Annotated in this window: 37 protein-coding genes, 1 rRNA gene and 1 pseudogene; 36 read left to right on the forward strand and 3 right to left on the reverse strand. The window is 44.5% G+C overall.

Going from position 1 to position 22,403, the window contains the following annotated elements:
- Position 1 precedes the first annotated feature (1 nt).
- From rpsC to AC2CGA_RS18385, 31 genes and pseudogenes are all read left to right on the forward strand, one after another.
- Positions 2-658, forward strand: a complete 657-nt coding sequence (gene rpsC, locus AC2CGA_RS18235) for a 30S ribosomal protein S3 (protein WP_003156476.1) — start codon at positions 2-4, stop codon at positions 656-658.
- 1 nt (position 659) lies between these two features.
- Entirely contained in the window at positions 660-1,094 is a 435-nt protein-coding gene (rplP, locus tag AC2CGA_RS18240; protein ID WP_003156478.1) for a 50S ribosomal protein L16, read from the forward strand.
- On the forward strand, positions 1,084-1,284 hold the full coding sequence (rpmC, locus tag AC2CGA_RS18245) for a 50S ribosomal protein L29 (RefSeq protein ID WP_003156482.1): 201 nt from the start codon (positions 1,084-1,086) through the stop codon (positions 1,282-1,284). The genes rplP and rpmC overlap by 11 nt, the downstream gene beginning before the upstream one ends.
- A 22-nt stretch (positions 1,285-1,306) precedes the next feature.
- Complete coding sequence (rpsQ, locus tag AC2CGA_RS18250; protein WP_003156484.1) at positions 1,307-1,570, forward strand: 30S ribosomal protein S17; 264 nt, start codon at positions 1,307-1,309, stop codon at positions 1,568-1,570.
- Between the two features lie 40 nt (positions 1,571-1,610).
- Entirely contained in the window at positions 1,611-1,979 is a 369-nt protein-coding gene (rplN, locus tag AC2CGA_RS18255) for a 50S ribosomal protein L14 (RefSeq protein WP_003156485.1), read from the forward strand.
- Between the two features lie 36 nt (positions 1,980-2,015).
- Positions 2,016-2,327, forward strand: a complete 312-nt coding sequence (rplX, locus tag AC2CGA_RS18260; protein WP_003156486.1) for a 50S ribosomal protein L24 — start codon at positions 2,016-2,018, stop codon at positions 2,325-2,327.
- A gap of 26 nt (positions 2,328-2,353) precedes the next feature.
- Positions 2,354-2,893: a 50S ribosomal protein L5 gene (gene rplE, locus AC2CGA_RS18265; RefSeq protein WP_003156487.1), complete on the forward strand. Its 540-nt coding sequence runs from the start codon at positions 2,354-2,356 to the stop codon at positions 2,891-2,893.
- A 22-nt stretch (positions 2,894-2,915) separates the two neighbouring features.
- Entirely contained in the window at positions 2,916-3,101 is a 186-nt protein-coding gene (rpsN, locus tag AC2CGA_RS18270) for a 30S ribosomal protein S14 (protein WP_003156488.1), read from the forward strand.
- A gap of 31 nt (positions 3,102-3,132) precedes the next feature.
- Complete coding sequence (rpsH, locus tag AC2CGA_RS18275; RefSeq protein ID WP_003156489.1) at positions 3,133-3,531, forward strand: 30S ribosomal protein S8; 399 nt, start codon at positions 3,133-3,135, stop codon at positions 3,529-3,531.
- A gap of 30 nt (positions 3,532-3,561) precedes the next feature.
- Positions 3,562-4,101 (forward strand): 50S ribosomal protein L6, encoded by a 540-nt coding sequence (gene rplF, locus AC2CGA_RS18280; RefSeq protein ID WP_003156490.1) that lies wholly within the window; start codon positions 3,562-3,564, stop codon positions 4,099-4,101.
- Between the two features lie 34 nt (positions 4,102-4,135).
- Positions 4,136-4,498 (forward strand): 50S ribosomal protein L18, encoded by a 363-nt coding sequence (gene rplR / locus AC2CGA_RS18285; RefSeq protein ID WP_003156492.1) that lies wholly within the window; start codon positions 4,136-4,138, stop codon positions 4,496-4,498.
- Positions 4,499-4,522: 24 nt separating this feature from the next.
- On the forward strand, positions 4,523-5,023 hold the full coding sequence (gene rpsE / locus AC2CGA_RS18290) for a 30S ribosomal protein S5 (protein ID WP_003156493.1): 501 nt from the start codon (positions 4,523-4,525) through the stop codon (positions 5,021-5,023).
- Between the two features lie 13 nt (positions 5,024-5,036).
- Positions 5,037-5,216: a 50S ribosomal protein L30 gene (rpmD, locus tag AC2CGA_RS18295; RefSeq protein ID WP_003156497.1), complete on the forward strand. Its 180-nt coding sequence runs from the start codon at positions 5,037-5,039 to the stop codon at positions 5,214-5,216.
- 30 nt (positions 5,217-5,246) lie between these two features.
- Entirely contained in the window at positions 5,247-5,687 is a 441-nt protein-coding gene (rplO, locus tag AC2CGA_RS18300) for a 50S ribosomal protein L15 (protein WP_003156499.1), read from the forward strand.
- Position 5,688: 1 nt separating this feature from the next.
- The gene (gene secY, locus AC2CGA_RS18305; RefSeq protein ID WP_003156501.1) at positions 5,689-6,984 is read left to right on the forward strand and encodes a preprotein translocase subunit SecY; all 1,296 of its coding nucleotides are present in this window, start codon (positions 5,689-5,691) and stop codon (positions 6,982-6,984) included.
- Between the two features lie 51 nt (positions 6,985-7,035).
- The gene (locus tag AC2CGA_RS18310; protein WP_007410407.1) at positions 7,036-7,689 is read left to right on the forward strand and encodes an adenylate kinase; all 654 of its coding nucleotides are present in this window, start codon (positions 7,036-7,038) and stop codon (positions 7,687-7,689) included.
- Positions 7,686-8,432: a type I methionyl aminopeptidase gene (gene map / locus AC2CGA_RS18315; protein WP_003156505.1), complete on the forward strand. Its 747-nt coding sequence runs from the start codon at positions 7,686-7,688 to the stop codon at positions 8,430-8,432. Before AC2CGA_RS18310 ends, map begins: the two co-directional genes overlap by 4 nt.
- 64 nt (positions 8,433-8,496) lie before the next feature.
- Positions 8,497-8,779 (forward strand): annotated as a pseudogene (locus tag AC2CGA_RS18320) (KOW domain-containing RNA-binding protein).
- On the forward strand, positions 8,757-8,975 hold the full coding sequence (infA, locus tag AC2CGA_RS18325; RefSeq protein ID WP_003156508.1) for a translation initiation factor IF-1: 219 nt from the start codon (positions 8,757-8,759) through the stop codon (positions 8,973-8,975). Before AC2CGA_RS18320 ends, infA begins: the two are co-directional and overlap by 23 nt.
- 33 nt (positions 8,976-9,008) lie before the next feature.
- Positions 9,009-9,122: a 50S ribosomal protein L36 gene (gene rpmJ, locus AC2CGA_RS18330; protein WP_003156543.1), complete on the forward strand. Its 114-nt coding sequence runs from the start codon at positions 9,009-9,011 to the stop codon at positions 9,120-9,122.
- 22 nt (positions 9,123-9,144) lie between these two features.
- Positions 9,145-9,510: a 30S ribosomal protein S13 gene (gene rpsM / locus AC2CGA_RS18335; protein WP_003156545.1), complete on the forward strand. Its 366-nt coding sequence runs from the start codon at positions 9,145-9,147 to the stop codon at positions 9,508-9,510.
- Positions 9,511-9,530: 20 nt separating this feature from the next.
- Entirely contained in the window at positions 9,531-9,926 is a 396-nt protein-coding gene (gene rpsK, locus AC2CGA_RS18340) for a 30S ribosomal protein S11 (protein WP_003156547.1), read from the forward strand.
- A 176-nt stretch (positions 9,927-10,102) separates the two neighbouring features.
- Positions 10,103-11,047 carry a DNA-directed RNA polymerase subunit alpha gene (locus AC2CGA_RS18345; protein WP_003156549.1) on the forward strand — a complete coding sequence of 315 codons (945 nt, stop codon included), beginning with the start codon at positions 10,103-10,105 and terminating at the stop codon, positions 11,045-11,047.
- A gap of 77 nt (positions 11,048-11,124) precedes the next feature.
- The gene (gene rplQ / locus AC2CGA_RS18350) at positions 11,125-11,487 is read left to right on the forward strand and encodes a 50S ribosomal protein L17 (protein ID WP_003156550.1); all 363 of its coding nucleotides are present in this window, start codon (positions 11,125-11,127) and stop codon (positions 11,485-11,487) included.
- A 131-nt stretch (positions 11,488-11,618) separates the two neighbouring features.
- The gene (locus tag AC2CGA_RS18355; RefSeq protein WP_007615256.1) at positions 11,619-12,464 is read left to right on the forward strand and encodes an energy-coupling factor ABC transporter ATP-binding protein; all 846 of its coding nucleotides are present in this window, start codon (positions 11,619-11,621) and stop codon (positions 12,462-12,464) included.
- Entirely contained in the window at positions 12,440-13,309 is an 870-nt protein-coding gene (locus tag AC2CGA_RS18360) for an energy-coupling factor ABC transporter ATP-binding protein (protein ID WP_003156552.1), read from the forward strand. The genes AC2CGA_RS18355 and AC2CGA_RS18360 overlap by 25 nt, the downstream gene beginning before the upstream one ends.
- On the forward strand, positions 13,306-14,103 hold the full coding sequence (locus tag AC2CGA_RS18365; protein ID WP_014304219.1) for an energy-coupling factor transporter transmembrane component T family protein: 798 nt from the start codon (positions 13,306-13,308) through the stop codon (positions 14,101-14,103). Before AC2CGA_RS18360 ends, AC2CGA_RS18365 begins: the two co-directional genes overlap by 4 nt.
- A 12-nt stretch (positions 14,104-14,115) precedes the next feature.
- A complete protein-coding gene (gene truA / locus AC2CGA_RS18370) occupies positions 14,116-14,859 on the forward strand; it encodes a tRNA pseudouridine(38-40) synthase TruA (RefSeq protein ID WP_015388779.1) in 744 nt (247 codons plus the stop codon).
- A 159-nt stretch (positions 14,860-15,018) separates the two neighbouring features.
- Positions 15,019-15,456 carry a 50S ribosomal protein L13 gene (rplM, locus tag AC2CGA_RS18375; protein ID WP_003156556.1) on the forward strand — a complete coding sequence of 146 codons (438 nt, stop codon included), beginning with the start codon at positions 15,019-15,021 and terminating at the stop codon, positions 15,454-15,456.
- A 20-nt stretch (positions 15,457-15,476) separates the two neighbouring features.
- Positions 15,477-15,869: a 30S ribosomal protein S9 gene (rpsI, locus tag AC2CGA_RS18380; RefSeq protein WP_003156557.1), complete on the forward strand. Its 393-nt coding sequence runs from the start codon at positions 15,477-15,479 to the stop codon at positions 15,867-15,869.
- 137 nt (positions 15,870-16,006) lie between these two features.
- Positions 16,007-16,774: a class I SAM-dependent methyltransferase gene (locus AC2CGA_RS18385; protein ID WP_014304221.1), complete on the forward strand. Its 768-nt coding sequence runs from the start codon at positions 16,007-16,009 to the stop codon at positions 16,772-16,774.
- A 13-nt stretch (positions 16,775-16,787) separates the two neighbouring features.
- Here AC2CGA_RS18385 and AC2CGA_RS18390 read toward each other — a convergent pair whose 3' ends face one another.
- Complete coding sequence (locus AC2CGA_RS18390) at positions 16,788-17,261, reverse strand: DinB family protein (protein WP_014304222.1); 474 nt, start codon at positions 17,259-17,261, stop codon at positions 16,788-16,790.
- 130 nt (positions 17,262-17,391) lie between these two features.
- On the opposite strand from AC2CGA_RS18390, the gene AC2CGA_RS18395 reads away from it, so the two are divergent.
- The 3 genes from AC2CGA_RS18395 (at position 17,392) to AC2CGA_RS18405 (ending at position 19,743) form a co-directional block, all read left to right on the forward strand.
- A complete protein-coding gene (locus AC2CGA_RS18395; RefSeq protein ID WP_003156564.1) occupies positions 17,392-17,835 on the forward strand; it encodes a DUF2521 family protein in 444 nt (147 codons plus the stop codon).
- Positions 17,836-17,895: 60 nt separating this feature from the next.
- Positions 17,896-18,609 carry an N-acetylmuramoyl-L-alanine amidase CwlD gene (cwlD, locus tag AC2CGA_RS18400; RefSeq protein WP_003156566.1) on the forward strand — a complete coding sequence of 238 codons (714 nt, stop codon included), beginning with the start codon at positions 17,896-17,898 and terminating at the stop codon, positions 18,607-18,609.
- A gap of 81 nt (positions 18,610-18,690) precedes the next feature.
- On the forward strand, positions 18,691-19,743 hold the full coding sequence (locus tag AC2CGA_RS18405; protein WP_003156567.1) for an Mrp/NBP35 family ATP-binding protein: 1,053 nt from the start codon (positions 18,691-18,693) through the stop codon (positions 19,741-19,743).
- 32 nt (positions 19,744-19,775) lie between these two features.
- Here AC2CGA_RS18405 and gerD read toward each other — a convergent pair whose 3' ends face one another.
- Positions 19,776-20,333 (reverse strand): spore germination lipoprotein GerD, encoded by a 558-nt coding sequence (gene gerD / locus AC2CGA_RS18410; protein WP_007615280.1) that lies wholly within the window; start codon positions 20,331-20,333, stop codon positions 19,776-19,778.
- A gap of 107 nt (positions 20,334-20,440) precedes the next feature.
- Here gerD and kbaA point away from each other — a divergent pair, with 107 nt between their 5' ends.
- Positions 20,441-21,037: a KinB-signaling pathway activation protein gene (gene kbaA, locus AC2CGA_RS18415; RefSeq protein WP_043866783.1), complete on the forward strand. Its 597-nt coding sequence runs from the start codon at positions 20,441-20,443 to the stop codon at positions 21,035-21,037.
- Here kbaA and pdaB read toward each other — a convergent pair whose 3' ends face one another.
- Positions 21,038-21,802: a polysaccharide deacetylase family sporulation protein PdaB gene (gene pdaB, locus AC2CGA_RS18420; protein ID WP_015388776.1), complete on the reverse strand. Its 765-nt coding sequence runs from the start codon at positions 21,800-21,802 to the stop codon at positions 21,038-21,040.
- A gap of 340 nt (positions 21,803-22,142) precedes the next feature.
- On the opposite strand from pdaB, the gene AC2CGA_RS18425 reads away from it, so the two are divergent.
- Positions 22,143-22,403, forward strand: a 16S ribosomal RNA gene (locus tag AC2CGA_RS18425); the annotation flags it as partial.

Genomic DNA, 22,403 nt, shown 5'->3' on the forward strand with positions numbered 1-22,403 from the left:
AGTGGGTCAAAAGGTAAATCCAGTCGGTCTTCGTATCGGAGTCATTCGTGATTGGGAATCTAAGTGGTACGCTGGTAAAGATTACGCTGACTTCCTGCACGAAGATTTAAAAATTCGTGAATTCATTAGCAAACGCCTTTCTGACGCTTCTGTTTCTAAAGTAGAAATCGAGCGTGCAGCAAACCGCGTTAACATTACGATCCACACTGCTAAGCCTGGTATGGTAATCGGTAAAGGCGGATCTGAAGTTGAAGCACTTCGTAAAGCCCTTAACAGCCTTACTGGCAAGCGTGTACACATTAACATTCTTGAAATCAAAAGAGCAGATCTTGATGCTCAGCTTGTAGCTGACAACATCGCTCGTCAACTAGAAAACCGTATTTCTTTCCGCCGTGCGCAGAAACAACAAATCCAACGCACTATGCGTGCTGGAGCACAAGGTGTGAAAACAATGGTTTCCGGCCGTCTTGGCGGAGCTGATATCGCTCGTTCTGAATACTACAGTGAAGGAACTGTTCCATTGCACACTTTACGTGCTGACATCGACTATGCAACATCTGAAGCTGACACAACTTACGGTAAGCTTGGTGTAAAAGTCTGGATCTATCGTGGAGAGGTTCTTCCTACTAAGAAGAAAACTGAGGAAGGAGGAAAATAATATGTTATTACCAAAACGCGTTAAATATCGCAGAGAGCATCGCGGAAAAATGCGCGGTCGCGCTAAAGGCGGTACTGAAGTACATTTTGGTGAGTACGGTATCCAGGCTCTTGAAGCTTCTTGGATCACGAACCGCCAAATCGAAGCTGCACGTATTGCGATGACTCGTTACATGAAACGTGGCGGTAAAGTTTGGATTAAAATTTTCCCTTCAAAACCTTACACTGCTAAACCGCTTGAGGTACGGATGGGTTCCGGTAAAGGGGCTCCTGAAGGCTGGGTAGCTGTTGTAAAACCGGGCAAAGTTTTATTTGAAATTTCTGGTGTGTCTGAAGAGGTAGCTCGTGAAGCTCTTCGTCTTGCATCTCACAAATTGCCAATTAAAACGAAGTTCGTAAAACGTGAAGAAATTGGTGGTGAATCAAATGAAAGCTAATGAAATTCGTGACCTTACCACTGCTGAAATTGAACAAAAAGTAAAGTCTCTTAAAGAAGAACTTTTCAATCTTCGCTTTCAATTAGCGACAGGACAACTTGAAAATACTGCTCGCATTCGTGAAGTGCGCAAAGCTATTGCGCGCATGAAAACTGTGATTCGTGAAAGAGAAATTGCTGCCAACAAATAATCACTGAGGGGAGGTCGTGAGCATGAGCGAACGTAACCAACGCAAAGTTTACCAAGGCCGTGTTGTTTCTGACAAAATGGATAAAACCATCACTGTTGTTGTTGAAACATACAAAAAGGATCCTATTTACGGTAAACGCGTAAAATACTCAAAGAAATTCAAAGCACATGATGAAAATAACCAAGCTAAAATCGGAGACATCGTAAAGATCATGGAAACTCGTCCATTATCTGCAACTAAGCGTTTTCGTCTAGTAGAAGTTGTCGAAGAAGCTGTTATTATCTAATAAAGTTCGGAATTCTTTTTCCGAAGGGAGGTAACAAATAATGATTCAACAAGAGACTCGTTTAAAAGTTGCTGACAACTCCGGTGCGCGTGAGGTACTTACTATTAAAGTTCTTGGCGGTTCTGGACGTAAAACGGCTAACATTGGTGATGTAATTGTTTGCACGGTTAAACAAGCAACACCAGGAGGCGTTGTCAAAAAAGGTGAAGTCGTAAGAGCTGTTATCGTTCGCACAAAAAGCGGAGCACGCAGATCTGACGGATCATACATCAGCTTCGATGAGAATGCATGTGTTATCATCCGTGACGACAAGAGCCCGCGTGGAACTCGTATCTTCGGACCGGTTGCCCGTGAATTACGTGAAAACAACTTCATGAAAATTGTTTCTCTGGCTCCAGAAGTTATCTAATGAAATAAATGCCTTACTCAAGGAGGTGCGATCAGGATGCATGTGAAAAAAGGCGATAAAGTAATGGTTATCTCTGGTAAAGATAAAGGCAAACAAGGTACGATCCTTGCTGCTTTCCCTAAAAAGGACCGCGTTCTAGTTGAGGGCGTAAACATGGTGAAGAAGCACTCTAAACCAACTCAAGCAAACCCTCAAGGCGGTATTTCTAATCAAGAGGCGCCAATTCATGTATCAAACGTTATGCCGCTCGATCCTAAAACAGGTGAAGTGACTCGCGTAGGATACAAAGTGGAAGATGGCAAAAAAGTTCGTGTTGCAAAAAAATCTGGGCAAGTCTTAGATAAATAGTATTTAAAGGAAGGGAGGTCTATCTCATGAACCGCCTTAAAGAAAAGTACAATAAAGAAATTTCACCTGCTTTAATGACGAAGTTCAACTACGACTCTGTTATGCAGGTGCCAAAAATCGAAAAAATCGTAATCAACATGGGTGTCGGTGATGCTGTTCAAAACGCAAAAGCAATCGACAGTGCTGTTGAAGAATTAACGTTTATCGCAGGTCAAAAACCTGTCGTTACTCGTGCGAAGAAATCAATTGCTGGATTCCGTCTTCGTGAGGGAATGCCTATCGGTGCGAAAGTAACTCTTCGCGGAGAGCGCATGTATGATTTCCTTGATAAACTTATTTCTGTATCTTTACCGCGTGTACGTGACTTCCGCGGGATTTCTAAGAAATCTTTCGACGGTCGCGGAAACTACACTCTTGGTATCAAAGAACAGTTAATCTTCCCTGAAATTGACTACGATAAAGTAACAAAGGTTCGCGGAATGGACATCGTTATCGTAACGACTGCTAACTCTGACGAAGAGGCTCGTGAGCTATTAACTCAAGTAGGTATGCCGTTCCAGAAATAATCAATGAAAGGGAGGCGAAATCGTGGCTAAAAAGTCAATGATTGCGAAACAACAACGTACACCAAAGTTTAAAGTGCAAGAGTACACTCGCTGTGAACGCTGCGGACGTCCGCACTCAGTCATTCGTAAATTTAAACTTTGCCGTATTTGTTTCCGTGAGCTTGCATATAAAGGACAAATTCCTGGCGTGAAAAAAGCCAGCTGGTAATCCCCAAGAATGGGAAGGAGGTAATTATATAATGGTTATGACAGATCCAATTGCAGATATGCTGACTCGTATTCGCAATGCAAACATGGTACGTCATGAGAAGCTTGAAATTCCTGCTTCTAAATTGAAAAGAGAAATTGCTGACATTTTAAAGCGTGAAGGTTTCATTCGTGACGTTGAGTTCGTAGAAGACAGCAAACAAGGTATCATCCGCGTTTTCTTGAAATACGGACAAAACAACGAGCGCGTTATCACTGGTCTTAAAAGAATCAGCAAACCAGGTTTGCGTGTATACGCTAAATCAAATGAAGTACCTCGCGTACTTAACGGTCTTGGAATCGCGATTATTTCTACATCACAAGGTGTTTTAACGGACAAAGAAGCCCGTGCAAAACAAGCTGGTGGAGAAGTTCTAGCATACGTTTGGTAAGAAGTTTAACAAGAATGGAGGTGTTTTAGTATGTCTCGTGTAGGTAAAAAACTGCTTGAGATCCCTTCTGGAGTTACAGTAACGCTGAACGAAGGCAACACTGTAGCTGTAAAAGGACCAAAAGGAGAATTAACTCGTACTTTCCATCCTGATATGGAAATCAAAATTGAGGACAACGTGCTTACAGTTACTCGTCCTTCTGATCACAAAGAGCACCGTGCGCTGCATGGTACGACTCGCAGTCTGCTTGGAAACATGGTTGAAGGCGTATCTAAAGGATTTGAAAGAGGTTTGGAATTAGTCGGTGTCGGTTATCGTGCGGCTAAATCCGGAAACAAACTTGTTTTAAACGTTGGATACTCTCACCCTGTTGAGATCGTTCCTGAAGAGGGCATCGAAATCGAAGTTCCTTCTCAAACTAAAGTAGTTGTAAAAGGTACAGACAAAGAGCGTGTAGGAGCTATCGCTGCTAACATCCGCGCTGTACGTTCTCCAGAGCCTTACAAAGGTAAAGGAATCCGCTACGAAGGTGAAGTTGTTCGCCGTAAAGAAGGTAAATCTGCTAAGTAAGACCGCTTAAAGTGAAGAAAGGAGTGACCTAAGGATGATTACGAAAACTAGCAAAAATGCTGCTCGTCAAAAAAGACATGCCCGTGTTCGTGCTAAACTTTCAGGCACAGCTGAAAGACCTCGTCTGAATGTGTTCCGTTCAAACAAACACATTTATGCTCAAATCATCGATGATGTAAATGGCGTTACACTTGCTAGTGCCTCTACTCTCGATAAAGATTTGAACGTGGAAAGCACTGGTGACAGCGCTGCTGCTGCTAAAGTCGGTGAACTCGTTGCGAAACGCGCTTCTGAGAAAGGTGTTTCTGACGTAGTATTTGACCGCGGCGGATACTTATACCATGGACGTGTAAAAGCTCTGGCCGATGCAGCTCGTGAAGCCGGACTGAAATTTTAATAAAAAAAGGAGGGACACATGATTATGCGTCGTATTGACCCAAGCAAATTAGAGTTAGAAGAACGCTTAGTTACGGTTAACCGCGTAGCGAAAGTTGTTAAAGGTGGTCGTCGTTTCCGTTTCGCAGCTCTAGTCGTTGTCGGTGACAAAAACGGTCACGTAGGTTTCGGTACTGGTAAAGCACAAGAAGTACCTGAAGCAATCCGCAAAGCTGTTGAAGATGCGAAAAAGAATTTGATTGAAGTACCAATGGTTGGAACTACGATTCCACACGAAATCATCGGACGTTTCGGTGCAGGCAATATCTTGTTGAAACCTGCTTCTGAAGGTACTGGAGTTATCGCTGGAGGCCCTGTACGTGCGGTACTTGAGCTTGCTGGCGTTGCTGATATCCTTTCTAAGTCTTTAGGTTCTAACACACCGATCAACATGATCCGTGCAACACTTCAAGGTTTAAGTGAGCTTAAACGTGCCGAAGAGGTTGCGAAGCTTCGTGGAAAATCTGTAGAAGAACTGTTAGGATAAGGAGGGAACATTAATGGCTAAATTAGAAATTACCCTCAAACGCAGTGTAATCGGTCGCCCGGAAGATCAGCGCGTTACTGTAAGAACACTTGGTTTAAAGAAAACAAACCAAACTGTCGTTCATGAAGATAACGCTGCGATCCGCGGTATGATTAATAAAGTATCTCATCTAGTTTCTGTTAAAGAACAATAAAAATAAATTATAGGCTAAGGAGGTGTCCTAATGAAACTTCATGAATTAAAGCCTTCAGAAGGTTCACGTAAAGTACGCAATCGCGTAGGTCGTGGTATTGGTTCTGGTAACGGTAAAACAGCTGGTAAAGGTCACAAAGGTCAAAACGCTCGTTCTGGCGGCGGTGTACGCCCTGGATTCGAGGGGGGACAAATGCCTTTATTCCAACGTCTTCCTAAGCGCGGTTTTACAAACATCAACCGTAAGGAATACGCTATTGTGAACGTAGACAAATTGAACGGTTTTGCGGAAGGAACGGAAGTCACTCCTGAACTTCTTCTTGAGACTGGTGTTATTAGCAAACTTAATGCAGGAGTAAAGATTCTTGGCAACGGTAAATTAGAGAAAAAATTAACTGTAAAAGCCAATAAATTCTCTGCTTCTGCGAAAGAAGCTGTTGAAGCTGCTGGCGGTACAGCTGAGGTGATCTAACTTGTTTAAGACAATCTCCAACTTTATGCGTGTGAGTGATATTCGGAATAAAATCATTTTTACATTACTCATGCTTATCGTCTTTCGCATAGGTGCGTTTATCCCTGTGCCATATGTAAATGCTCAGGCGTTGCAGACACAAAGTTCGATGGGGGTTTTTGATCTCCTTAACACATTTGGCGGCGGTGCGCTTTATCAGTTCTCCATTTTTGCGATGGGAATTACACCTTACATCACTGCTTCGATCATCATTCAGCTGCTTCAGATGGATGTTGTGCCGAAGTTTACCGAGTGGTCTAAGCAAGGTGAAGTCGGCCGCCGTAAATTAGCTCAGTTCACGAGATATTTTACGATTGTGCTTGGTTTTATCCAGGCATTAGGTATGTCTTACGGGTTTAACAACCTGGCAAACGGTATGCTGATTGAAAAATCCGGCATATCGACATATCTGATTATTGCTTTAGTACTCACTGGAGGAACTGCTTTTTTAATGTGGCTGGGAGAACAAATTACTTCCAATGGAGTAGGTAACGGAATTTCGATCATCATCTTCGCGGGGATTGTGGCTAGTATTCCGAAAACTGTTGGGCAGATTTATGAGACTCAATTTGTCGGCAGCAGCGATCAGCTGTTTATTCATATTGTGAAAATCGCTTTACTGGTGATTGCGATTTTGGCCGTTATTGTTGGTGTTATTTTCATTCAGCAGGCCGTACGCAAAATCGCGATTCAATATGCAAAAGGGCAAGGTCGTTCACCTGTTGGCGGAGGCCAGTCAACTCACCTTCCGCTTAAAGTGAATCCGGCAGGGGTTATTCCGGTAATCTTTGCGGTTGCGTTCCTTATTACGCCGCGTACTATCGCGTCATTTTTCGGAGAAAACGATGTGACAAAGTGGATTCAAGCCAACTTTGACAATACACATCCGGTGGGCATGACGGTTTATGTCGCATTAATTATCGCCTTTACGTACTTCTATGCTTTTGTGCAGGTAAACCCTGAACAAATGGCTGATAACCTTAAAAAACAGGGTGGCTATATCCCGGGGGTTCGTCCAGGGAAAATGACTCAAGATAGAATTACGAGCATTTTGTATCGACTTACGTTTGTGGGTTCTATATTCTTAGCCGTGATTTCCATTCTTCCTATCTTTTTCATTCAATTCGCTGGATTGCCTCAAAGTGCACAGATTGGCGGAACATCATTGTTAATTGTCGTCGGGGTAGCCTTGGAGACAATGAAGCAGCTGGAGAGCCAGTTAGTGAAACGTAATTACCGAGGATTTATGAAAAATTAGAGGACTGGTTTTAACCATTCCTCTAAATAAGAGAGGACGGGGGAAATCCGAATGAACTTAGTCTTAATGGGACTTCCTGGAGCCGGTAAAGGCACACAGGGAGAACGAATTGTTGAGGATTATGGGATACCTCATATCTCAACGGGAGATATGTTCCGTGCTGCTATGAAAGAAGAAACACCACTCGGACTCGAAGCAAAGTCTTATATTGATAAAGGCGAGCTCGTACCGGACGAAGTCACAATCGGCATTGTCAAAGAAAGACTCGGCAAAGATGATTGTGAAAGAGGTTTTCTTCTGGACGGATTTCCGCGAACAGTCGCTCAGGCTGAAGCTCTTGAAAACATTCTTGAGGAATACGGCAAGCCGATTGATTATGTCATTAACATTAAAGTAGACAAAGACTCTTTAATGGAACGTTTGACTGGACGCAGAATTTGCAGTGTTTGCGGCACAACCTATCATTTGGTTTTCAATCCGCCGAAAACGCCGGGTGTTTGTGATAAAGACGGAGGAGACCTTTATCAACGGGCAGATGATAATGAGGAAACCGTCTCAAAACGGCTTGAGGTCAACATGAAGCAGACTCAGCCTTTACTCGATTTTTATTCTGAGAAAGGGTATCTTGTCAACGTCAATGGCCAGCAGGACATTAACGACGTGTACAAAGATGTGAAAGAGCTTCTTGGAGGATTGAGCAAATGATTATCTGTAAGACCCCTCGTGAGCTTAGCATCATGCGGGAAGCAGGGCGAATCGTGGCTTTGACTCATGAAGAGATGAAAAAGCACATTAAACCAGGAATCTCGACAAAAGAATTGGATCAAATTGCCGAACGTTTTATTGAGAAGCAGGGTGCAATCCCATCTTTTAAGGGGTATAATGGGTTTCGCGGGAGCATCTGTGTATCAGTTAATGAAGAACTCGTTCACGGAATTCCCGGTAAAAGGGTTTTGCGTGACGGTGACATTATCAGCATTGATATCGGTGCTAAATTAAATGGTTATCATGGTGACTCTGCTTGGACATATCCGGTAGGAAACATCAGTGATGATGATAAACGACTGCTGGAAGTGACAGAGGAGTCTTTATATAAAGGCTTGAAGGAAGCAAAACCAGGTGAACGTTTGTCGAATATTTCCCACGCAATACAAACGTATGTCGAAAATGAGCAGTTTTCAGTTGTTAGGGAGTATGTCGGACATGGTGTTGGTCAAGACTTGCATGAGGATCCGCAAATTCCTCATTACGGTCCGCCAAACAAAGGACCTAGGCTGAAGCCTGGTATGGTTCTCGCTATAGAACCGATGGTTAACGCTGGCAGCCGGTATGTGAAAACATTGGCTGATAACTGGACGGTTGTAACGGTAGATGGGAAAAAGTGTGCTCATTTTGAACATACGATTGCGATTACGGAAACGGGTTTTGATATACTGACAAAAGTCTAGATGATGAAATGAATTCCATGACACATGTTTTTCATTCCGCACCTGGGCAGATTGTAGGTTTACAATTGGTCGGAAGAAAAACCGGCTAGCTGCTGTCATCGGAAGGAAGATTCATCATCGTGTACTAAAGCAGACGGAGAAAAGCGTACATTTCATTCTCCTTAGAAAAAGAATATCAATCATTCACCCTTTATGATTGCGTATCTCCGGAAGTTCAGAACAGTATAAACGAAACAGGGCGTGTGACAAACGGATAACTGAGATTTTCTCTTTTGAAATTTGTCAGAGAGCAAGTTACTGATTTGAAGAAGGGAGAACACTTGAATGGCGAAAGACGATGTAATTGAAGTGGAAGGTACGATTGTCGAAACACTGCCAAACGCGATGTTCAAAGTTGAACTCGAAAATGGCCATACGGTTTTGGCTCACGTATCTGGTAAAATCCGCATGCACTTCATTCGCATTTTACCTGGAGACAAAGTTACGGTAGAATTATCTCCATATGACTTAACTCGTGGCAGGATTACGTACCGTTACAAATAAAGCACTCCGGAAACTGAAGGAGGTTGGAAACACATGAAAGTGAGACCATCAGTTAAACCAATCTGCGAGAAATGTAAAGTTATTCGCAGAAAAGGAAAAGTAATGGTGATCTGTGAAAATCCAAAGCATAAACAAAAACAAGGATAATTAATAAGGAGGTGCCCAGAGAATGGCTCGTATTGCTGGTGTAGATATCCCACGTGACAAACGTGTTGTTATTTCTTTAACATATGTCTTCGGAATTGGCCGCACAACGGCTCAGCAAGTCTTGAAAGAGGCTGGTGTTTCTGAAGATACTCGTGTGCGTGATCTTACTGAAGAAGAACTTGGTAAAATCCGTGATGTTATTGACAAACTGAAAGTAGAAGGTGACCTTCGCCGTGAAGTTTCTCTTAACATCAAGCGTCTGATCGAAATCGGAAGCTACCGCGGAATTCGCCATCGCAGAGGTTTGCCTGTTCGCGGACAAAACTCTAAAAACAATGCGCGTACTCGTAAAGGTCCGCGTCGTACTGTAGCTAACAAGAAAAAATAAGTAAGGGAGGTACCTAAACAATGGCTGCTGCTCGTAAACAAAACACGCGTAAACGTCGCGTGAAAAAGAATATTGAGTCAGGAATCGCTCATATTCGTTCAACTTTCAACAACACGATCGTTACGATCACTGATACTCATGGTAATGCTATTTCTTGGTCAAGTGCCGGAGCTCTAGGATTCAGAGGTTCTCGTAAATCGACTCCTTTTGCTGCGCAAATGGCTGCTGAAACAGCTGCTAAAGGTTCAATCGAACACGGACTTAAAACTCTTGAAGTAACTGTTAAAGGACCAGGTTCTGGCCGTGAAGCTGCAATCCGTGCTTTACAAGCTGCCGGACTTGAAGTTACAGCTATCAGAGACGTAACTCCTGTTCCTCATAATGGATGCCGTCCACCAAAACGTCGCCGCGTGTAATTTGTTTGTATAGATTTTGTGTCCCTGTCAATAATGGGTTATGATACAGTTATTTATGAAACGAATGCACCGACTCGTTGCCTGAGCACATACGGGACTAAACAATGGGGAATTTCGGATGGAATCTCATATGATTCTATTCGAGGTTTCGACGTTTTGAAGGAGGGTTTTAAGTAATGATCGAGATTGAAAAACCAAAAATCGAAACGGTTGAAATCAGCGACGATGCCAAATTTGGTAAGTTTGTCGTAGAGCCGCTTGAGCGTGGATATGGTACAACTCTGGGTAACTCCTTACGTCGTATCCTCTTATCCTCACTCCCTGGTGCCGCTGTAACATCGATCCAGATAGATGGTGTACTGCACGAATTCTCGACAATCGAAGGCGTTGTGGAAGATGTTACAACGATAATCTTGCACATTAAAAAGCTTGCATTGAAAATCTACTCTGATGAAGAGAAGACGCTTGAAATTGATGTACAGGGCGAAGGAACTGTCACAGCAGCTGATATTACACACGACAGCGATGTTGAAATCCTTAATCCGGATCTTCATATCGCGACTCTTGGTGAGAATGCGAGTTTCCGAGTTCGCCTTACTGCACAAAGAGGACGTGGGTATACACCTGCTGATTCGAACAAAAGAGACGATCAGCCAATCGGCGTGATTCCGATCGATTCAATCTTTACGCCAGTTTCTCGTTTATCTTATCAGGTAGAAAACACTCGTGTAGGCCAGGTTGCAAACTATGACAAACTTACACTTGATGTTTGGACTGACGGAAGCACTGGACCGAAGGAAGCAATTGCTCTCGGTTCAAAGATTTTAACTGAACACCTTAATATATTCGTCGGTTTAACTGACGAAGCTCAGCATGCTGAAATCATGGTTGAAAAAGAAGAGGATCAAAAAGAAAAAGTTCTTGAAATGACGATTGAGGAACTTGATCTTTCTGTCCGTTCTTACAACTGCTTGAAGCGTGCGGGCATTAACACGGTTCAAGAACTTGCGAACAAGACGGAAGAAGATATGATGAAAGTTCGCAACCTGGGACGCAAATCACTTGAAGAAGTGAAAGCGAAACTTGAAGAACTTGGACTCGGCCTTCGCAAAGACGATTGATCTAGTTTCCATGTGAACTAGGATTTTCGTGTGTTTTTTAATTAGAAACAGCATTCCATTAAAGGAGGGGACATCACATGTCATACAGAAAACTAGGACGTACGAGTTCACAGCGTAAAGCTATGCTTCGTGATCTTACAACAGATTTGATCATCAACGAAAGAATTGAAACAACTGAAACACGTGCGAAAGAACTTCGCTCTGTTGTTGAAAAGATGATCACTCTTGGTAAGCGCGGTGACTTGCATGCTCGTCGTCAAGCTGCTGCATACATTCGCAACGAGGTTGCTAATGAAGAAAATAACCAAGATGCACTTCAAAAATTATTCTCTGACATTGCAACTCGTTACGAGGAGCGCCAAGGCGGATACACACGTATTATGAAGCTTGGTCCTCGCCGTGGTGACGGTGCACCAATGGCAATCATCGAATTGGTTTAATCACATATTTTTGTGTATCTAAAGAAGGGCGGGACAGTTTCTAACTGGATCTATGCCCTTTTTTTAGATATCAGAACTTTTTATCATGAGACAGAAAAGCAGAGCTATAGCTGAGAGGAGGTCAGGCGCCCGTGGATCAAAAACAGCTTATATCCGTAAAAGACATTCTATTCCGCTACCGCAAAGATGCAGAAAGACCGGCGCTGGACGGTGTGAGTCTGGAGGTATATGAAGGAGAATGGCTTGCTATCGTAGGTCACAACGGTTCAGGGAAGTCGACTTTGGCCAGAGCGCTGAACGGGCTGATTTTGCCTGAGGCCGGAGAAATTGAAGTCGGCGGCATCAAGCTGACTGAGGATACCGTGTGGGATGTGCGAAAAAAAATAGGGATGGTCTTTCAGAATCCCGATAACCAATTTGTCGGAACGACTGTTCGCGATGATGTGGCTTTTGGTTTAGAAAACAATGGTGTTCCGCGCGAAGAAATGATTGAGAGAGTAGATTGGGCTGTCACACAAGTCAATATGCAGGATTTTCTTGATCAAGAGCCGCACCATCTCTCCGGAGGTCAAAAACAAAGAGTGGCGATCGCGGGAATTATTGCCGCGCGTCCTGATATTATGATTTTGGATGAAGCGACATCCATGCTTGACCCGATTGGGAGAGAAGAAGTCCTTGATACTGTCAGACGCTTAAAAGATCAGGGCATGGCCACCGTCATTTCGATAACACATGACCTGGAAGAAGCCGCAAGGGCGGATAGGATCATTGTGATGAACGGCGGCAGGAAATATGCAGAGGGCACGCCTGAAGAGATTTTTAAATTAAATGAAGACTTGGTTCGCATCGGTCTTGATTTGCCTTTCTCATTCCAGCTCAGCCTGCTTTTGAAAGAAAGCGGACTGGCGTTAACGAAAAACCATCTGACTCAGGAAGGGCTGGTGAATGAGCTGTGGACATTAAAATCAAAGATGTAGAACACCGCTATCAAATGAAGACACCGTTTGAACGGCTTGCTCTGTATGATATCAATGCCGTGATAAAAGAGGGCAGCTACGTTGCCGTCATCGGACATACAGGGTCGGGCAAATCGACGCTCCTGCAGCATTTAAACGGTTTGCTGAAACCGACTAAAGGACAGCTTGAGCTCGGGAGCACGATTCTGGCAGCCGGTAAAAAGAATAAAGACCTTAAGACTCTGCGAAAAAAAGTCGGAATCGTTTTCCAATTTCCCGAACATCAGCTGTTTGAAGAGACTGTGCTGAAGGACATCGCATTCGGACCGATGAATTTCGGTGTAAAAAAAGAAGACGCTGAACGGAAAGCAAAAGAAATGCTGGGGCTTGTGGGCCTTCCGGAAGACATTTTGGATCGTTCACCGTTTGAGCTCAGCGGCGGCCAGATGCGCAGAGTGGCGATTGCCGGCGTTCTCGCGATGGAGCCGGAAGTGCTGGTTTTGGATGAACCGACAGCCGGTCTTGATCCGAGAGGGCGCCAGGACATTATGGACATGTTCTATGCGCTTCATCAGCGGGGAAACCTGACTACCGTTCTCGTCACCCACAGCATGGAGGACGCCGCCCGCTATGCTGACGAAATGATCGTCATGCACAAAGGCACCATTAAAGCGACGGGGAGTCCGCGTGACTTGTTTGTAAAAGGTGAAGAGATGGCCGAAATGGGACTGGATCTTCCTGAGTCGGTGAAGTTTCAGAGACGGCTTGAGGAGGCTCTCGGAGTTAAGTATGAAAAACCCATGCTGACCCTGCAGGATGCCGCGAGCGAAATTAAGGCTTTCTTTCAGGAGGAAAAGGACCAATGATGGACAGCATGATTATCGGAAAGTATGTTCCCGGATCATCGCTTATTCACCGATTGGACCCGCGAACAAAACTTGTCAGCATCTTTCTTTTTGTATGTATCGTTTTTTTGGCAAACAACGTACAAACGTATGCTTTGCTCGGTTTGTTTACATTCGGGGTGATCGCCTTAACACGAGTGCCGTTCAGCTTTTTGCTGAAAGGGCTTAAGCCGATTATCTGGATTGTGGCGTTTACCTTTTTATTACACATTTTCATGACGCATGAAGGATCTGTTATTTTTCAGCTTGGCTGGTTTAAAGTGTATGAGGGCGGACTTATACAGGGGATTTTTATCTCCCTCCGTTTCGTTTACCTTATCTTTATGACAACGCTGCTGACGCTGACAACAACGCCGATTGAAATAACGGATGGAATGGAGCAGCTCTTGAATCCTTTTAAAAAGGTGAAGCTGCCCGTACACGAACTCGCATTGATGATGTCGATATCATTGCGATTTATCCCGACATTGATGGAAGAGACAGATAAAATCATGAAGGCGCAAATGGCGAGGGGTGCGGACTTTACAAGCGGCCCGGTGAAAGACAGAATCAAAGCGGTTGTTCCGTTGCTTGTCCCGCTGTTTGTCAGCGCCTTTAAACGCGCGGAAGAGCTTGCGGTCGCCATGGAGGCGAGAGGCTACCAGGGCGGTGAGGGGAGAACGAAATACAGAAAGCTCGTCTGGACCGGAAAGGATACCGGAGCCATTCTGCTCATCATCGTATTAGCCGTGTTATTGTTTTTCTTAAGAAGTTAGAGGTGCTGCTGAATGAGAGTGAAATGTACCATTGCTTATGACGGGCATTTATTTAACGGATATCAGGTTCAGCCTGGAAAGCGGACCGTTCAAAGTGAATTGGAAAAAGCGCTGGCCGTCATCCATAAAACGGACGGCAGGGTGCCTGTCATCTCATCCGGCCGCACGGACAGCGATGTTCATGCTGCCGGGCAGGTTATTCATTTTGATACGCCGCTGTCCATCCCGGCTGAGAAATGGCCGTTTGCGCTCAATGCCCTGCTGCCTGATGATATTGCCGTCAAAACAGCAGAGATTGCGGATGATGGGTTCCATGCACGATTTAGCGCAGTCCAAAAGGAATATCGCTACTTTGTATATACGGAGAAACACCCGGACGTATTTAAACGACATTACGCTTACCATTTTGCATATCAGCTTAATGTGCAGAAAATGAGGGAAGCTTCAAGGCACCTCATCGGGACACATGATTTCACAAGCTTTTGCGCGGCTGATACCGCGGTTCAGGATAAGGTCAGAACGATTTACGAGCTGGATTGGACTGAGACCGGAGACGGCCTGCAGATGCGGATCACCGGAAACGGTTTTCTCTATAATATGGTCAGAATCATTGCCGGAACGTTATTGGATACAGGAGCTGGAAAATTTTCTCCCGATGATGTAAAAGCAATGCTCGAAGCGAAGGATCGCGAAGCCGCGGGGCGCACCGCACCGGGGCACGGGCTGTATTTATGGAGCGTTTGCTATGACAACTAAACCAGGTGTAACATTTTCTTGACAGAGTCTGCATAAAGTTATAAGATATCATATGGTATGTATTTCAACCCCACGATAAGCCCCGGAACTTATTGTGTTGTGAAATAGAACGTAACAGAAGTTTATGAAAAAATGACAGATCATTTAGGAGGGAATTAAATGCGTACAACACCTATGGCTAACGCAAGTACTATTGAACGCAAGTGGTTAGTTGTTGATGCAGCAGGCAAGACTTTAGGACGTCTTTCTACAGAAGTTGCATCTATCCTTCGCGGGAAACACAAACCGACTTACACACCGCACGTTGATACTGGAGATCATGTGATCATCATCAACGCTGAAAAAATCGAGTTAACTGGTAAAAAGTTAACTGATAAAATCTACTACCGTCACACAATGCACCCAGGCGGTCTGAAATCAAGAACAGCTCTTGAAATGCGTACAAACTACCCTGAGAAAATGCTTGAGCTTGCTATCAAAGGCATGCTTCCAAAAGGTTCTCTAGGTCGTCAAATGTTCAAGAAATTGAACGTATACCGTGGTTCTGAGCATCCACATGAAGCACAAAAACCTGAAGTTTACGAACTTCGCGGTTAATTAAAAAGGAGGTTACCAATTTGGCACAGGTTCAATATTACGGTACTGGCCGTCGTAAAAGTTCTGTAGCGCGTGTGCGCTTAGTTCCAGGAGAAGGTCGTATCGTCGTTAATAATCGTGAAATCAGCGAGCACATTCCATCTCCGGCTCTAATCGAAGATATCAAACAACCATTAGCTTTAACTGAAACAGCTGGTACTTATGATGTTTTAGTAAACGTACATGGAGGCGGCTTATCTGGTCAAGCTGGAGCAATCCGTCACGGTATCGCTCGTGCTTTGCTTGAAGCAGATCCAGAATACCGCGCAACACTTAAACGTGCTGGTCTTCTGACTCGTGACGCCCGTATGAAAGAACGTAAAAAATACGGTCTTAAAGGCGCTCGTCGTGCACCTCAGTTCTCAAAACGTTAATCGTTTTGGATGGCAAAAACCACAACTTCTTGGTTGTGGTTTTTTTGTATTTTTTTCTCATATCGAAGAGGTTATCCGATGTTTTTCTAGAATTGTTTGTTATACTCTATTCATTACCAATAAGGAGCGCAGTTATAATGAATAAGTTAGTCATACATAACAGCAAGGCATGGGATAAAAAAGTCGAAACAGGCAATGAATGGACGGTTGCGGTTGATTCTCATACAATTGGTGAAGCGAAAAAAGGCAATTGGAGCATCAGAATGACCCCCGGAAAAGATGTGCCGGCGGATTGGTTTCCGCCCATAGACGGTCTGAAGGTTCTTTGTCTCGCTTCAGGAGGAGGACAGCAAGGGCCGGTCCTTGCTGCTGCAGGAGCGGACGTCACCATCTTTGACAATTCGGAAAAACAGCTTGCGCAAGACAGAATGGTAGCCGAGCGGGACGGTCTTACGCTTCGGACTGTCAAAGGCAGCATGAATGATCTGAGCTGTTTTGATGATGAGTCATTTGATTTTATCGTGCACCCGGTATCGAATTGCTTTGTTGATACGGTTCTTCCGGTATGGAAAGAAGCTCATCGCGTATTGAAAAAAGGCGGGTCTTTAGTCTCCGGTTTTGTAAATCCCGTCGTGTTCTTATTTGATATGGATTTAGAGCAGGAAGGCGTACTAAAAGTAAAGTATTCCATTCCGTTTTCGGATGAAAAAGATCTGAGTAAGAAAAAGGTAAAGGAACTTATTGATAATCATGAAGCGCTTGAATTCGGCCATACGCTGGAGGATCAAATTAAAGGTCAGATTGACGCAGGCTTTATGGTTGCCGGTTTTTACGAGGACAAAGGCGGCCTCGTGCTGGATGAATACATTAATACATACTCCGTAACAAGAAGCATTAAAATATAAAAACGGCATCCCGTCAGAGGTGCTGTTTTTTTGCGGCTTTTTCCTGCGGACGGCTGATCACATTAGCCGAAACCGGTTCTATTCCAATCTCTCTGGCCCAAACCGACAGTTGTCCCATATGGTGAATCTCATGCGCAAGGATATGGCGGAGAATATCTTCTTTAGGAAAGGTTTGGTCCATCCAGTCCGGCTTAACAAGATCCGGTCCTTTGCGGGAGACCGCATGAATGACATCCTCCCGATACTGTTCAGACAGCTTTCTGAGATCCTGAATGCTCGTATAGTCAGACTCAGCGGGTAAAACATCATCTTTACCTAAAATGGCACGAGCCCAGCTGATCTCGACATCAATGATATGAAATAAAGTCCGCAAGATGCTCTCCATTCCGCCAGTCCGGGTTTTCGTCAGTTCCTCCCGGCTCAGCTTTTCACATATCATAAACCACTCGTCACGCACCGTCCAATTGTATTGAAACAGCTTTTTCATCACGTCACCTCAGCTCTTTATTCTTCCAGTTAACATGAAACTCCTTCATTTGGGAGGATTTCCACTATCAACAAAGCATGCTTTTTCCCTTTTCCTTTCAAAATAATAGTAAAAAGGAGCGTGGCTGGCAATGGCAGAAGTATTATCTTTTTCAGACGTGAAACGGCAGAAGGATTATGAGCTTGAGAAGAGTTTACTAAAGGAGCTGTCACTGACGCAGATCATTCAGTCCGTAAAAGCATGTCTCACCCCTCTGTTTCCCTTTCTTCAAGACGAAAACGGCATTCTGAGTGAAGGATGCATAGATTTTGCAATTGAAGCGTATTTATTAGGCGGCCGGTTCGGCGTCTTTGGCTATTATGGTGAGTCTTTGCAGAGGGCAAACGCACGTTCGGCTGAAGAAGAGGAAGAACTGACGGCCGATTTTTTTGAATATCTTTGCAATTGGACGCATGAGCAATATTCTTCCGTTGAACAAAAAGAAATCTATGAAGCGTCCTGCCGGTTTATCAACAGCTGGTGGACGGAAGGATTTCTGCAAAGAGAAAAACAATGTAAGCTCCGCATGAGGTAATCATAATTTCTTCCCTTGTCCCATACTTATTAATAACGGGGACAAGCGGGAGGGAAAGCTATGACAAAAAAGCTGAAATGGCTCGGTTTTTTACTTGGCTTTATCATATTATTGTGTTTATTCCGGTTTCAATTCCATAATGATGATTCCTGGCGGCCGTGGAGCCTGCCGCTGAGCGGGAAAATCATCTATCTCGATCCGGGACACGGCGGGCCGGACGGAGGCGCCACGGGAGGCAGTCACCTTGAAAAGGACATTACTCTCGAAGTGGCCTCCAGGGTCAGAGACTATTTGCAGGAGCAGGGAGCTTTGGTCATTATGACGCGGGAGACGGATACTGATTTAGCTCCTGAAGGGACGAAAGGCTACAGCAGACGCAAAGCGGAAGATCTGAGAAAGCGCGTGGAGATCATCAACCGTTCAGAGGCGGAGCTTTATATCAGCATTCATCTGAACGCCATACCGTCACCGAGATGGAGCGGCGCCCAAAGCTTCTACTATGGAAAATACGAAGAGAATGAAAAAGTGGCAAAATATATACAGGACGAATTGAGAATCAATTTGGAGAATACAACGAGAAAGGCGAAACGGATACACGGCATTTACTTAATGCAGAATGTAACCAAACCGGGCGCCCTGGTGGAAATCGGATTTCTGTCCAATCCCGCGGAAGCGAAAAGGCTCGGCCAGCCTCAATACCAGGACAAAATCGCTTCTTCCGTGTATAAGGGCGTGTTGAGATATTTTACAGAAAAAGGAGACCCTCCCGAGTAAGGAGGGTTTTTCGCCGATTCTACGTTTAAAATATATGTTATAATACCATTTGTAAACGAATACACAAAGGGTGAGGGTTCGATGATAAGAGAAGATGAAGTAAGAAATATAGTCGGAAACATGCGCGAACCTTTTCTTCATAGACCGCTGGGAGAATTGGATGCCATTAAAGAAGTAAAGGTCAAGCCGGAAAAACGGCATGTCAGTGTAAAAATTGCATTGGCAAAAACGGGGACGGCTGAACAGATGGGCATTCAGCAGGAAATCGTATCCGTTCTGAAAGAAGCGGGTGCGGAAACTGTGGGACTTCGGTTTGAAGAGCTGCCGGAAGAAACATTGGCGAAATTCAGCCGGCCTGCTGCTGAAAGCGAAACCCTGCTGAATAGGAAACATCCGCCGGTCTTTCTTGCGGTGGCAAGCGGAAAAGGCGGTGTCGGCAAATCAACGGTTTCCGTCAACCTGGCCATTTCTCTTGCGCGGCTCGGCAAAAAAGTCGGCTTGATCGACGCGGATATATACGGATTCAGCGTGCCGGACATGATGGGTATTACAGTTCGCCCGACAGTTGAAGGAGAAAAACTGCTTCCTGTCGAAAGATTTGGAGTAAAGGTTATGTCGATGGGCTTTTTCGTCGAAGAAAACGCTCCGGTTGTGTGGAGAGGGCCGATGCTGGGCAAGATGCTGAATAACTTCTTCCATGAGGTTGACTGGGGAGAGGTTGACTATATCGTTCTCGACCTGCCGCCCGGCACGGGTGATGTGGCGCTCGATGTACACACGATGCTTCCGAGCTGCAAAGAGATTATCGTATCAACGCCGCACCCTACAGCCGCATTTGTAGCGGCGAGAGCGGGATCTATGGCGATTAAGACCGATCATGAAGTTGTAGGGGTCATTGAAAATATGGCTTACTATGAAAGTGCAAAAACCGGCGAGAGAGAATATGTGTTCGGTCAAGGCGGGGGAGATAAGCTTGCAGAGGAATTGCAGGTGCCGCTGCTTGGCAGAATTCCTTTAAAACAGCCTGATTGGGACAAGGACCAGTTTGCGCCTTCTGTCTATGACAGAAGTCATCCGATCGGGGAAATTTATATGGGTATCGCCCAAAAAGTCATTGAAAAAACAGCTGAATAAAAAAGGGGCCGGGATCAACACGGCCCGGCCTTTTATTGGCTTTCTTTTTCAGAACTTGAAGCCGCTTTTTTCAATTCATCCTCGAATTGCTTTTTGAAAAGCGGGCTGGAAAGTGTCTCTGTAATTACATCTTCTAAGTAACTGCGGAACTTTTGGCTTTTCACCAGCTCATAGTATTTTTTATCCATGCCGGGGTCCTGCATGATCTGCATAAAACTTTTCTGATAATCAGGGTCTTTCATCAATTTTTTTATGATTTTTTCGTGCTCGGGCTGAAGCGTTTTTGCAAAGCTCTCGGCGAACTTTGAGTCTTCAAAGATGGTTTTCCAGAACTCCGCCCCTTTTTTAGAGGTGAGGGTTTTCTCTATTGTGCCTTTAATGGCATTTTGATCAATCACCAATGCCTCATTCATCGCATCATCATTTAATATTTCCTTAATTGCTTTTTTTCCATCATCTGTCTTTAATATATCAACAACCATTTTTTTAGTCTGGTCATAATCCATATCCGCTGCTTGGTCTTTTGGAGCACAAGCTGTTACAGATAATACAACAAAACAGCTTATCAATAGCGTTTTGGCTTTTGACATGCATAAGCTCCTTCCTTACTTGTACTTATTTTTAATATGATTCATCGGAATGGATTTATACATAACAAAATATCGCTGAACGCGATTGTCAGGGGGATGAATAAGAGATGAAAAGCCGCGGGCTTGTTCGATTTTTCTTTTCGATTTTAGCTGTGGGCGCTCTTATTACAAGCGTCGTGGGATTTGCACTGAAGTGGGGGGAGTACAAGGGGTTCTTTCTGAATTTTGAGGCCGGTCAGATTTTCTCCGTTCTGATCTGGTTTATCGGGGTAGGCATGATTTTCAGTGTGATCAGCCAGATGGGATTCTTCGTCTTTCTGACGGTGCACCGGTTTGCCCTTGAAATTCTCAGATCAAACTCGCTTTGGAATCTGCTTCAGCTGTTTATCATTCTGTTTGTCGCTTTTGATTTAATGTACGTCAGATTTTTGTTTTTCGGTGAGCGGGGTGACTCGATTGCGGGGTTTGTCTGGCTGCCGCTGGCTCTGCTTGCCGTCGGCCTGCTGACGGCGTATATAAAACAAAAGCAGTCCTCAAAAAATACGTTCGTTTCATCATTATTTTTAATGGTCGTTATTACAGCGCTTGAATGGGTTCCTGCGCTAAGAGTGAATAATGAGGACTGGCTTTATTTGATGCTGATTCCGTTGATGGGCTGCAATGCGTTTCAGCTGTTAATGCTGCCGAAGTTTGCCCAGAGGTAGTTATTTGACTTCTGATGACTTGACGTCAGTATTTGCAATCAGGTCGCCGACTGTCACGTTTTTCAGTCCTTTTTGCTTTAAATTGTGAATGATGGCGGGGAGCGCTTCTTCGGTCTGTGTTGCTGAATCAGAGGCGTGCAGCAGGACAATGTCGCCGCCTTTTATATGACTGTTTACATTTTCAATGATTTTATCAGGACCGGGATTTGTCCAATCCTGCGAGTTAACGCTGTAATGAACCACTGAATAGCGGTACTGCTGTGCAATGGCAAGAACCTTTTTATTAAATTGTCCGGTCGGCGGGCGGAGTAAATGAACATTCTTCACACCCAGCTTTTTAAATGCGGTCTGGGCCCGAAGTATATCTTTTTTTATTTCGTTGTCCTCTAGGTTGGTATAATTCTTATACGCATATCCCATGCTGCCGATTTGATGTCCGTCTTTTACCATACGTTCAACTGTGTCCGGGTGCCGTTCCGCCCAAGAAGCTGACAGAAAAAAAGTGGCGTTTTTAATACCGTTTGCTTTTAGCGCGTTCAGAATCGGAACCGCTTTTTCGTCGCCCCAGCTGATATCGAATGTTAATGCGACTTCGCCCGCTTTCGTCTCCCCTTTTGAAATAGCCTTCGGGCCGCTATCAGTTAAAAATACAGGAAGGGGGACGGCTCTCTGTATATAAAAAAAGCTGGCTGCTGCAAATGCGGCAATGATAATAATAAGCAGCTGTTTTATCCTTCTGATGTGCCACACGTAGAAGTGGTTCACTGATGACGCCTCCTTATCTTGTCCATGCTTGATTACATCGTATGCCGCGGCGGAGATGAATATAACGAAATACGTTTCAAAAAAAACGAAAAAAATACTTGCTAAATTCAGCGGATGCATGGTATATTATTAAACGTCGCTGATGGACAGCAGACAACAACAAAAAGCTTCGGAAACAACTTAAAAAAAGTTGTTGACATAAAAGAAGCTGAGTGGTAAGATAATAAAGCTGCTTCAACAAGCGGTAATGATCTTTGAAAACTAAACAAGACAAAACGTACCTGTTAATTCAAAGTTTTAAATAAATCGCACAGCGATGTGCGTAGTCAGTCAAACTACTTTATTGGAGAGTTTGATCCTGGCTCAGGACGAACGCTGGCGGCGTGCCTAATACATGCAAGTCGAGCGGACAGATGGGAGCTTGCTCCCTGATGTTAGCGGCGGACGGGTGAGTAACACGTGGGTAACCTGCCTGTAAGACTGGGATAACTCCGGGAAACCGGGGCTAATACCGGATGGTTGTTTGAACCGCATGGTTCAGACATAAAAGGTGGCTTCGGCTACCACTTACAGATGGACCCGCGGCGCATTAGCTAGTTGG

It is taken from the genome of Bacillus sp. SYZHCR11 (genome assembly GCF_057196865.1).

Bases quoted from the DNA above. Each gene is read 5' to 3' on its own strand.
- rpmC (WP_003156482.1), top strand. From the start codon at position 1,084: ATGAAAGCTAATGAAATTCGTGACCTTACCACTGCTGAAATTGAACAA.
- rplM (WP_003156556.1), top strand. From the start codon at position 15,019: ATGCGTACAACACCTATGGCTAACGCAAGTACTATTGAACGCAAGTGG.
- rpsQ (WP_003156484.1), top strand. From the start codon at position 1,307: ATGAGCGAACGTAACCAACGCAAAGTTTACCAAGGCCGTGTTGTTTCT.
- AC2CGA_RS18390 (WP_014304222.1), bottom strand. From the start codon at position 17,261: ATGAAAAAGCTGTTTCAATACAATTGGACGGTGCGTGACGAGTGGTTT.
- rplE (WP_003156487.1), top strand. From the start codon at position 2,354: ATGAACCGCCTTAAAGAAAAGTACAATAAAGAAATTTCACCTGCTTTA.
- infA (WP_003156508.1), top strand. From the start codon at position 8,757: ATGGCGAAAGACGATGTAATTGAAGTGGAAGGTACGATTGTCGAAACA.
- AC2CGA_RS18385 (WP_014304221.1), top strand. From the start codon at position 16,007: ATGAATAAGTTAGTCATACATAACAGCAAGGCATGGGATAAAAAAGTC.
- AC2CGA_RS18310 (WP_007410407.1), top strand. From the start codon at position 7,036: ATGAACTTAGTCTTAATGGGACTTCCTGGAGCCGGTAAAGGCACACAG.
- rplQ (WP_003156550.1), top strand. From the start codon at position 11,125: ATGTCATACAGAAAACTAGGACGTACGAGTTCACAGCGTAAAGCTATG.
- rpsE (WP_003156493.1), top strand. From the start codon at position 4,523: ATGCGTCGTATTGACCCAAGCAAATTAGAGTTAGAAGAACGCTTAGTT.
- rpmJ (WP_003156543.1), top strand. From the start codon at position 9,009: ATGAAAGTGAGACCATCAGTTAAACCAATCTGCGAGAAATGTAAAGTT.
- AC2CGA_RS18345 (WP_003156549.1), top strand. From the start codon at position 10,103: ATGATCGAGATTGAAAAACCAAAAATCGAAACGGTTGAAATCAGCGAC.
- cwlD (WP_003156566.1), top strand. From the start codon at position 17,896: ATGACAAAAAAGCTGAAATGGCTCGGTTTTTTACTTGGCTTTATCATA.
- rplR (WP_003156492.1), top strand. From the start codon at position 4,136: ATGATTACGAAAACTAGCAAAAATGCTGCTCGTCAAAAAAGACATGCC.
- rplN (WP_003156485.1), top strand. From the start codon at position 1,611: ATGATTCAACAAGAGACTCGTTTAAAAGTTGCTGACAACTCCGGTGCG.
- rpsM (WP_003156545.1), top strand. From the start codon at position 9,145: ATGGCTCGTATTGCTGGTGTAGATATCCCACGTGACAAACGTGTTGTT.
- rplF (WP_003156490.1), top strand. From the start codon at position 3,562: ATGTCTCGTGTAGGTAAAAAACTGCTTGAGATCCCTTCTGGAGTTACA.
- AC2CGA_RS18365 (WP_014304219.1), top strand. From the start codon at position 13,306: ATGATGGACAGCATGATTATCGGAAAGTATGTTCCCGGATCATCGCTT.
- truA (WP_015388779.1), top strand. From the start codon at position 14,116: ATGAGAGTGAAATGTACCATTGCTTATGACGGGCATTTATTTAACGGA.
- kbaA (WP_043866783.1), top strand. From the start codon at position 20,441: ATGAAAAGCCGCGGGCTTGTTCGATTTTTCTTTTCGATTTTAGCTGTG.
- rplO (WP_003156499.1), top strand. From the start codon at position 5,247: ATGAAACTTCATGAATTAAAGCCTTCAGAAGGTTCACGTAAAGTACGC.
- AC2CGA_RS18395 (WP_003156564.1), top strand. From the start codon at position 17,392: ATGGCAGAAGTATTATCTTTTTCAGACGTGAAACGGCAGAAGGATTAT.
- rplP (WP_003156478.1), top strand. From the start codon at position 660: ATGTTATTACCAAAACGCGTTAAATATCGCAGAGAGCATCGCGGAAAA.
- rpsH (WP_003156489.1), top strand. From the start codon at position 3,133: ATGGTTATGACAGATCCAATTGCAGATATGCTGACTCGTATTCGCAAT.
- gerD (WP_007615280.1), bottom strand. From the start codon at position 20,333: ATGTCAAAAGCCAAAACGCTATTGATAAGCTGTTTTGTTGTATTATCT.
- rplX (WP_003156486.1), top strand. From the start codon at position 2,016: ATGCATGTGAAAAAAGGCGATAAAGTAATGGTTATCTCTGGTAAAGAT.
- map (WP_003156505.1), top strand. From the start codon at position 7,686: ATGATTATCTGTAAGACCCCTCGTGAGCTTAGCATCATGCGGGAAGCA.
- AC2CGA_RS18405 (WP_003156567.1), top strand. From the start codon at position 18,691: ATGATAAGAGAAGATGAAGTAAGAAATATAGTCGGAAACATGCGCGAA.
- rpmD (WP_003156497.1), top strand. From the start codon at position 5,037: ATGGCTAAATTAGAAATTACCCTCAAACGCAGTGTAATCGGTCGCCCG.
- rpsK (WP_003156547.1), top strand. From the start codon at position 9,531: ATGGCTGCTGCTCGTAAACAAAACACGCGTAAACGTCGCGTGAAAAAG.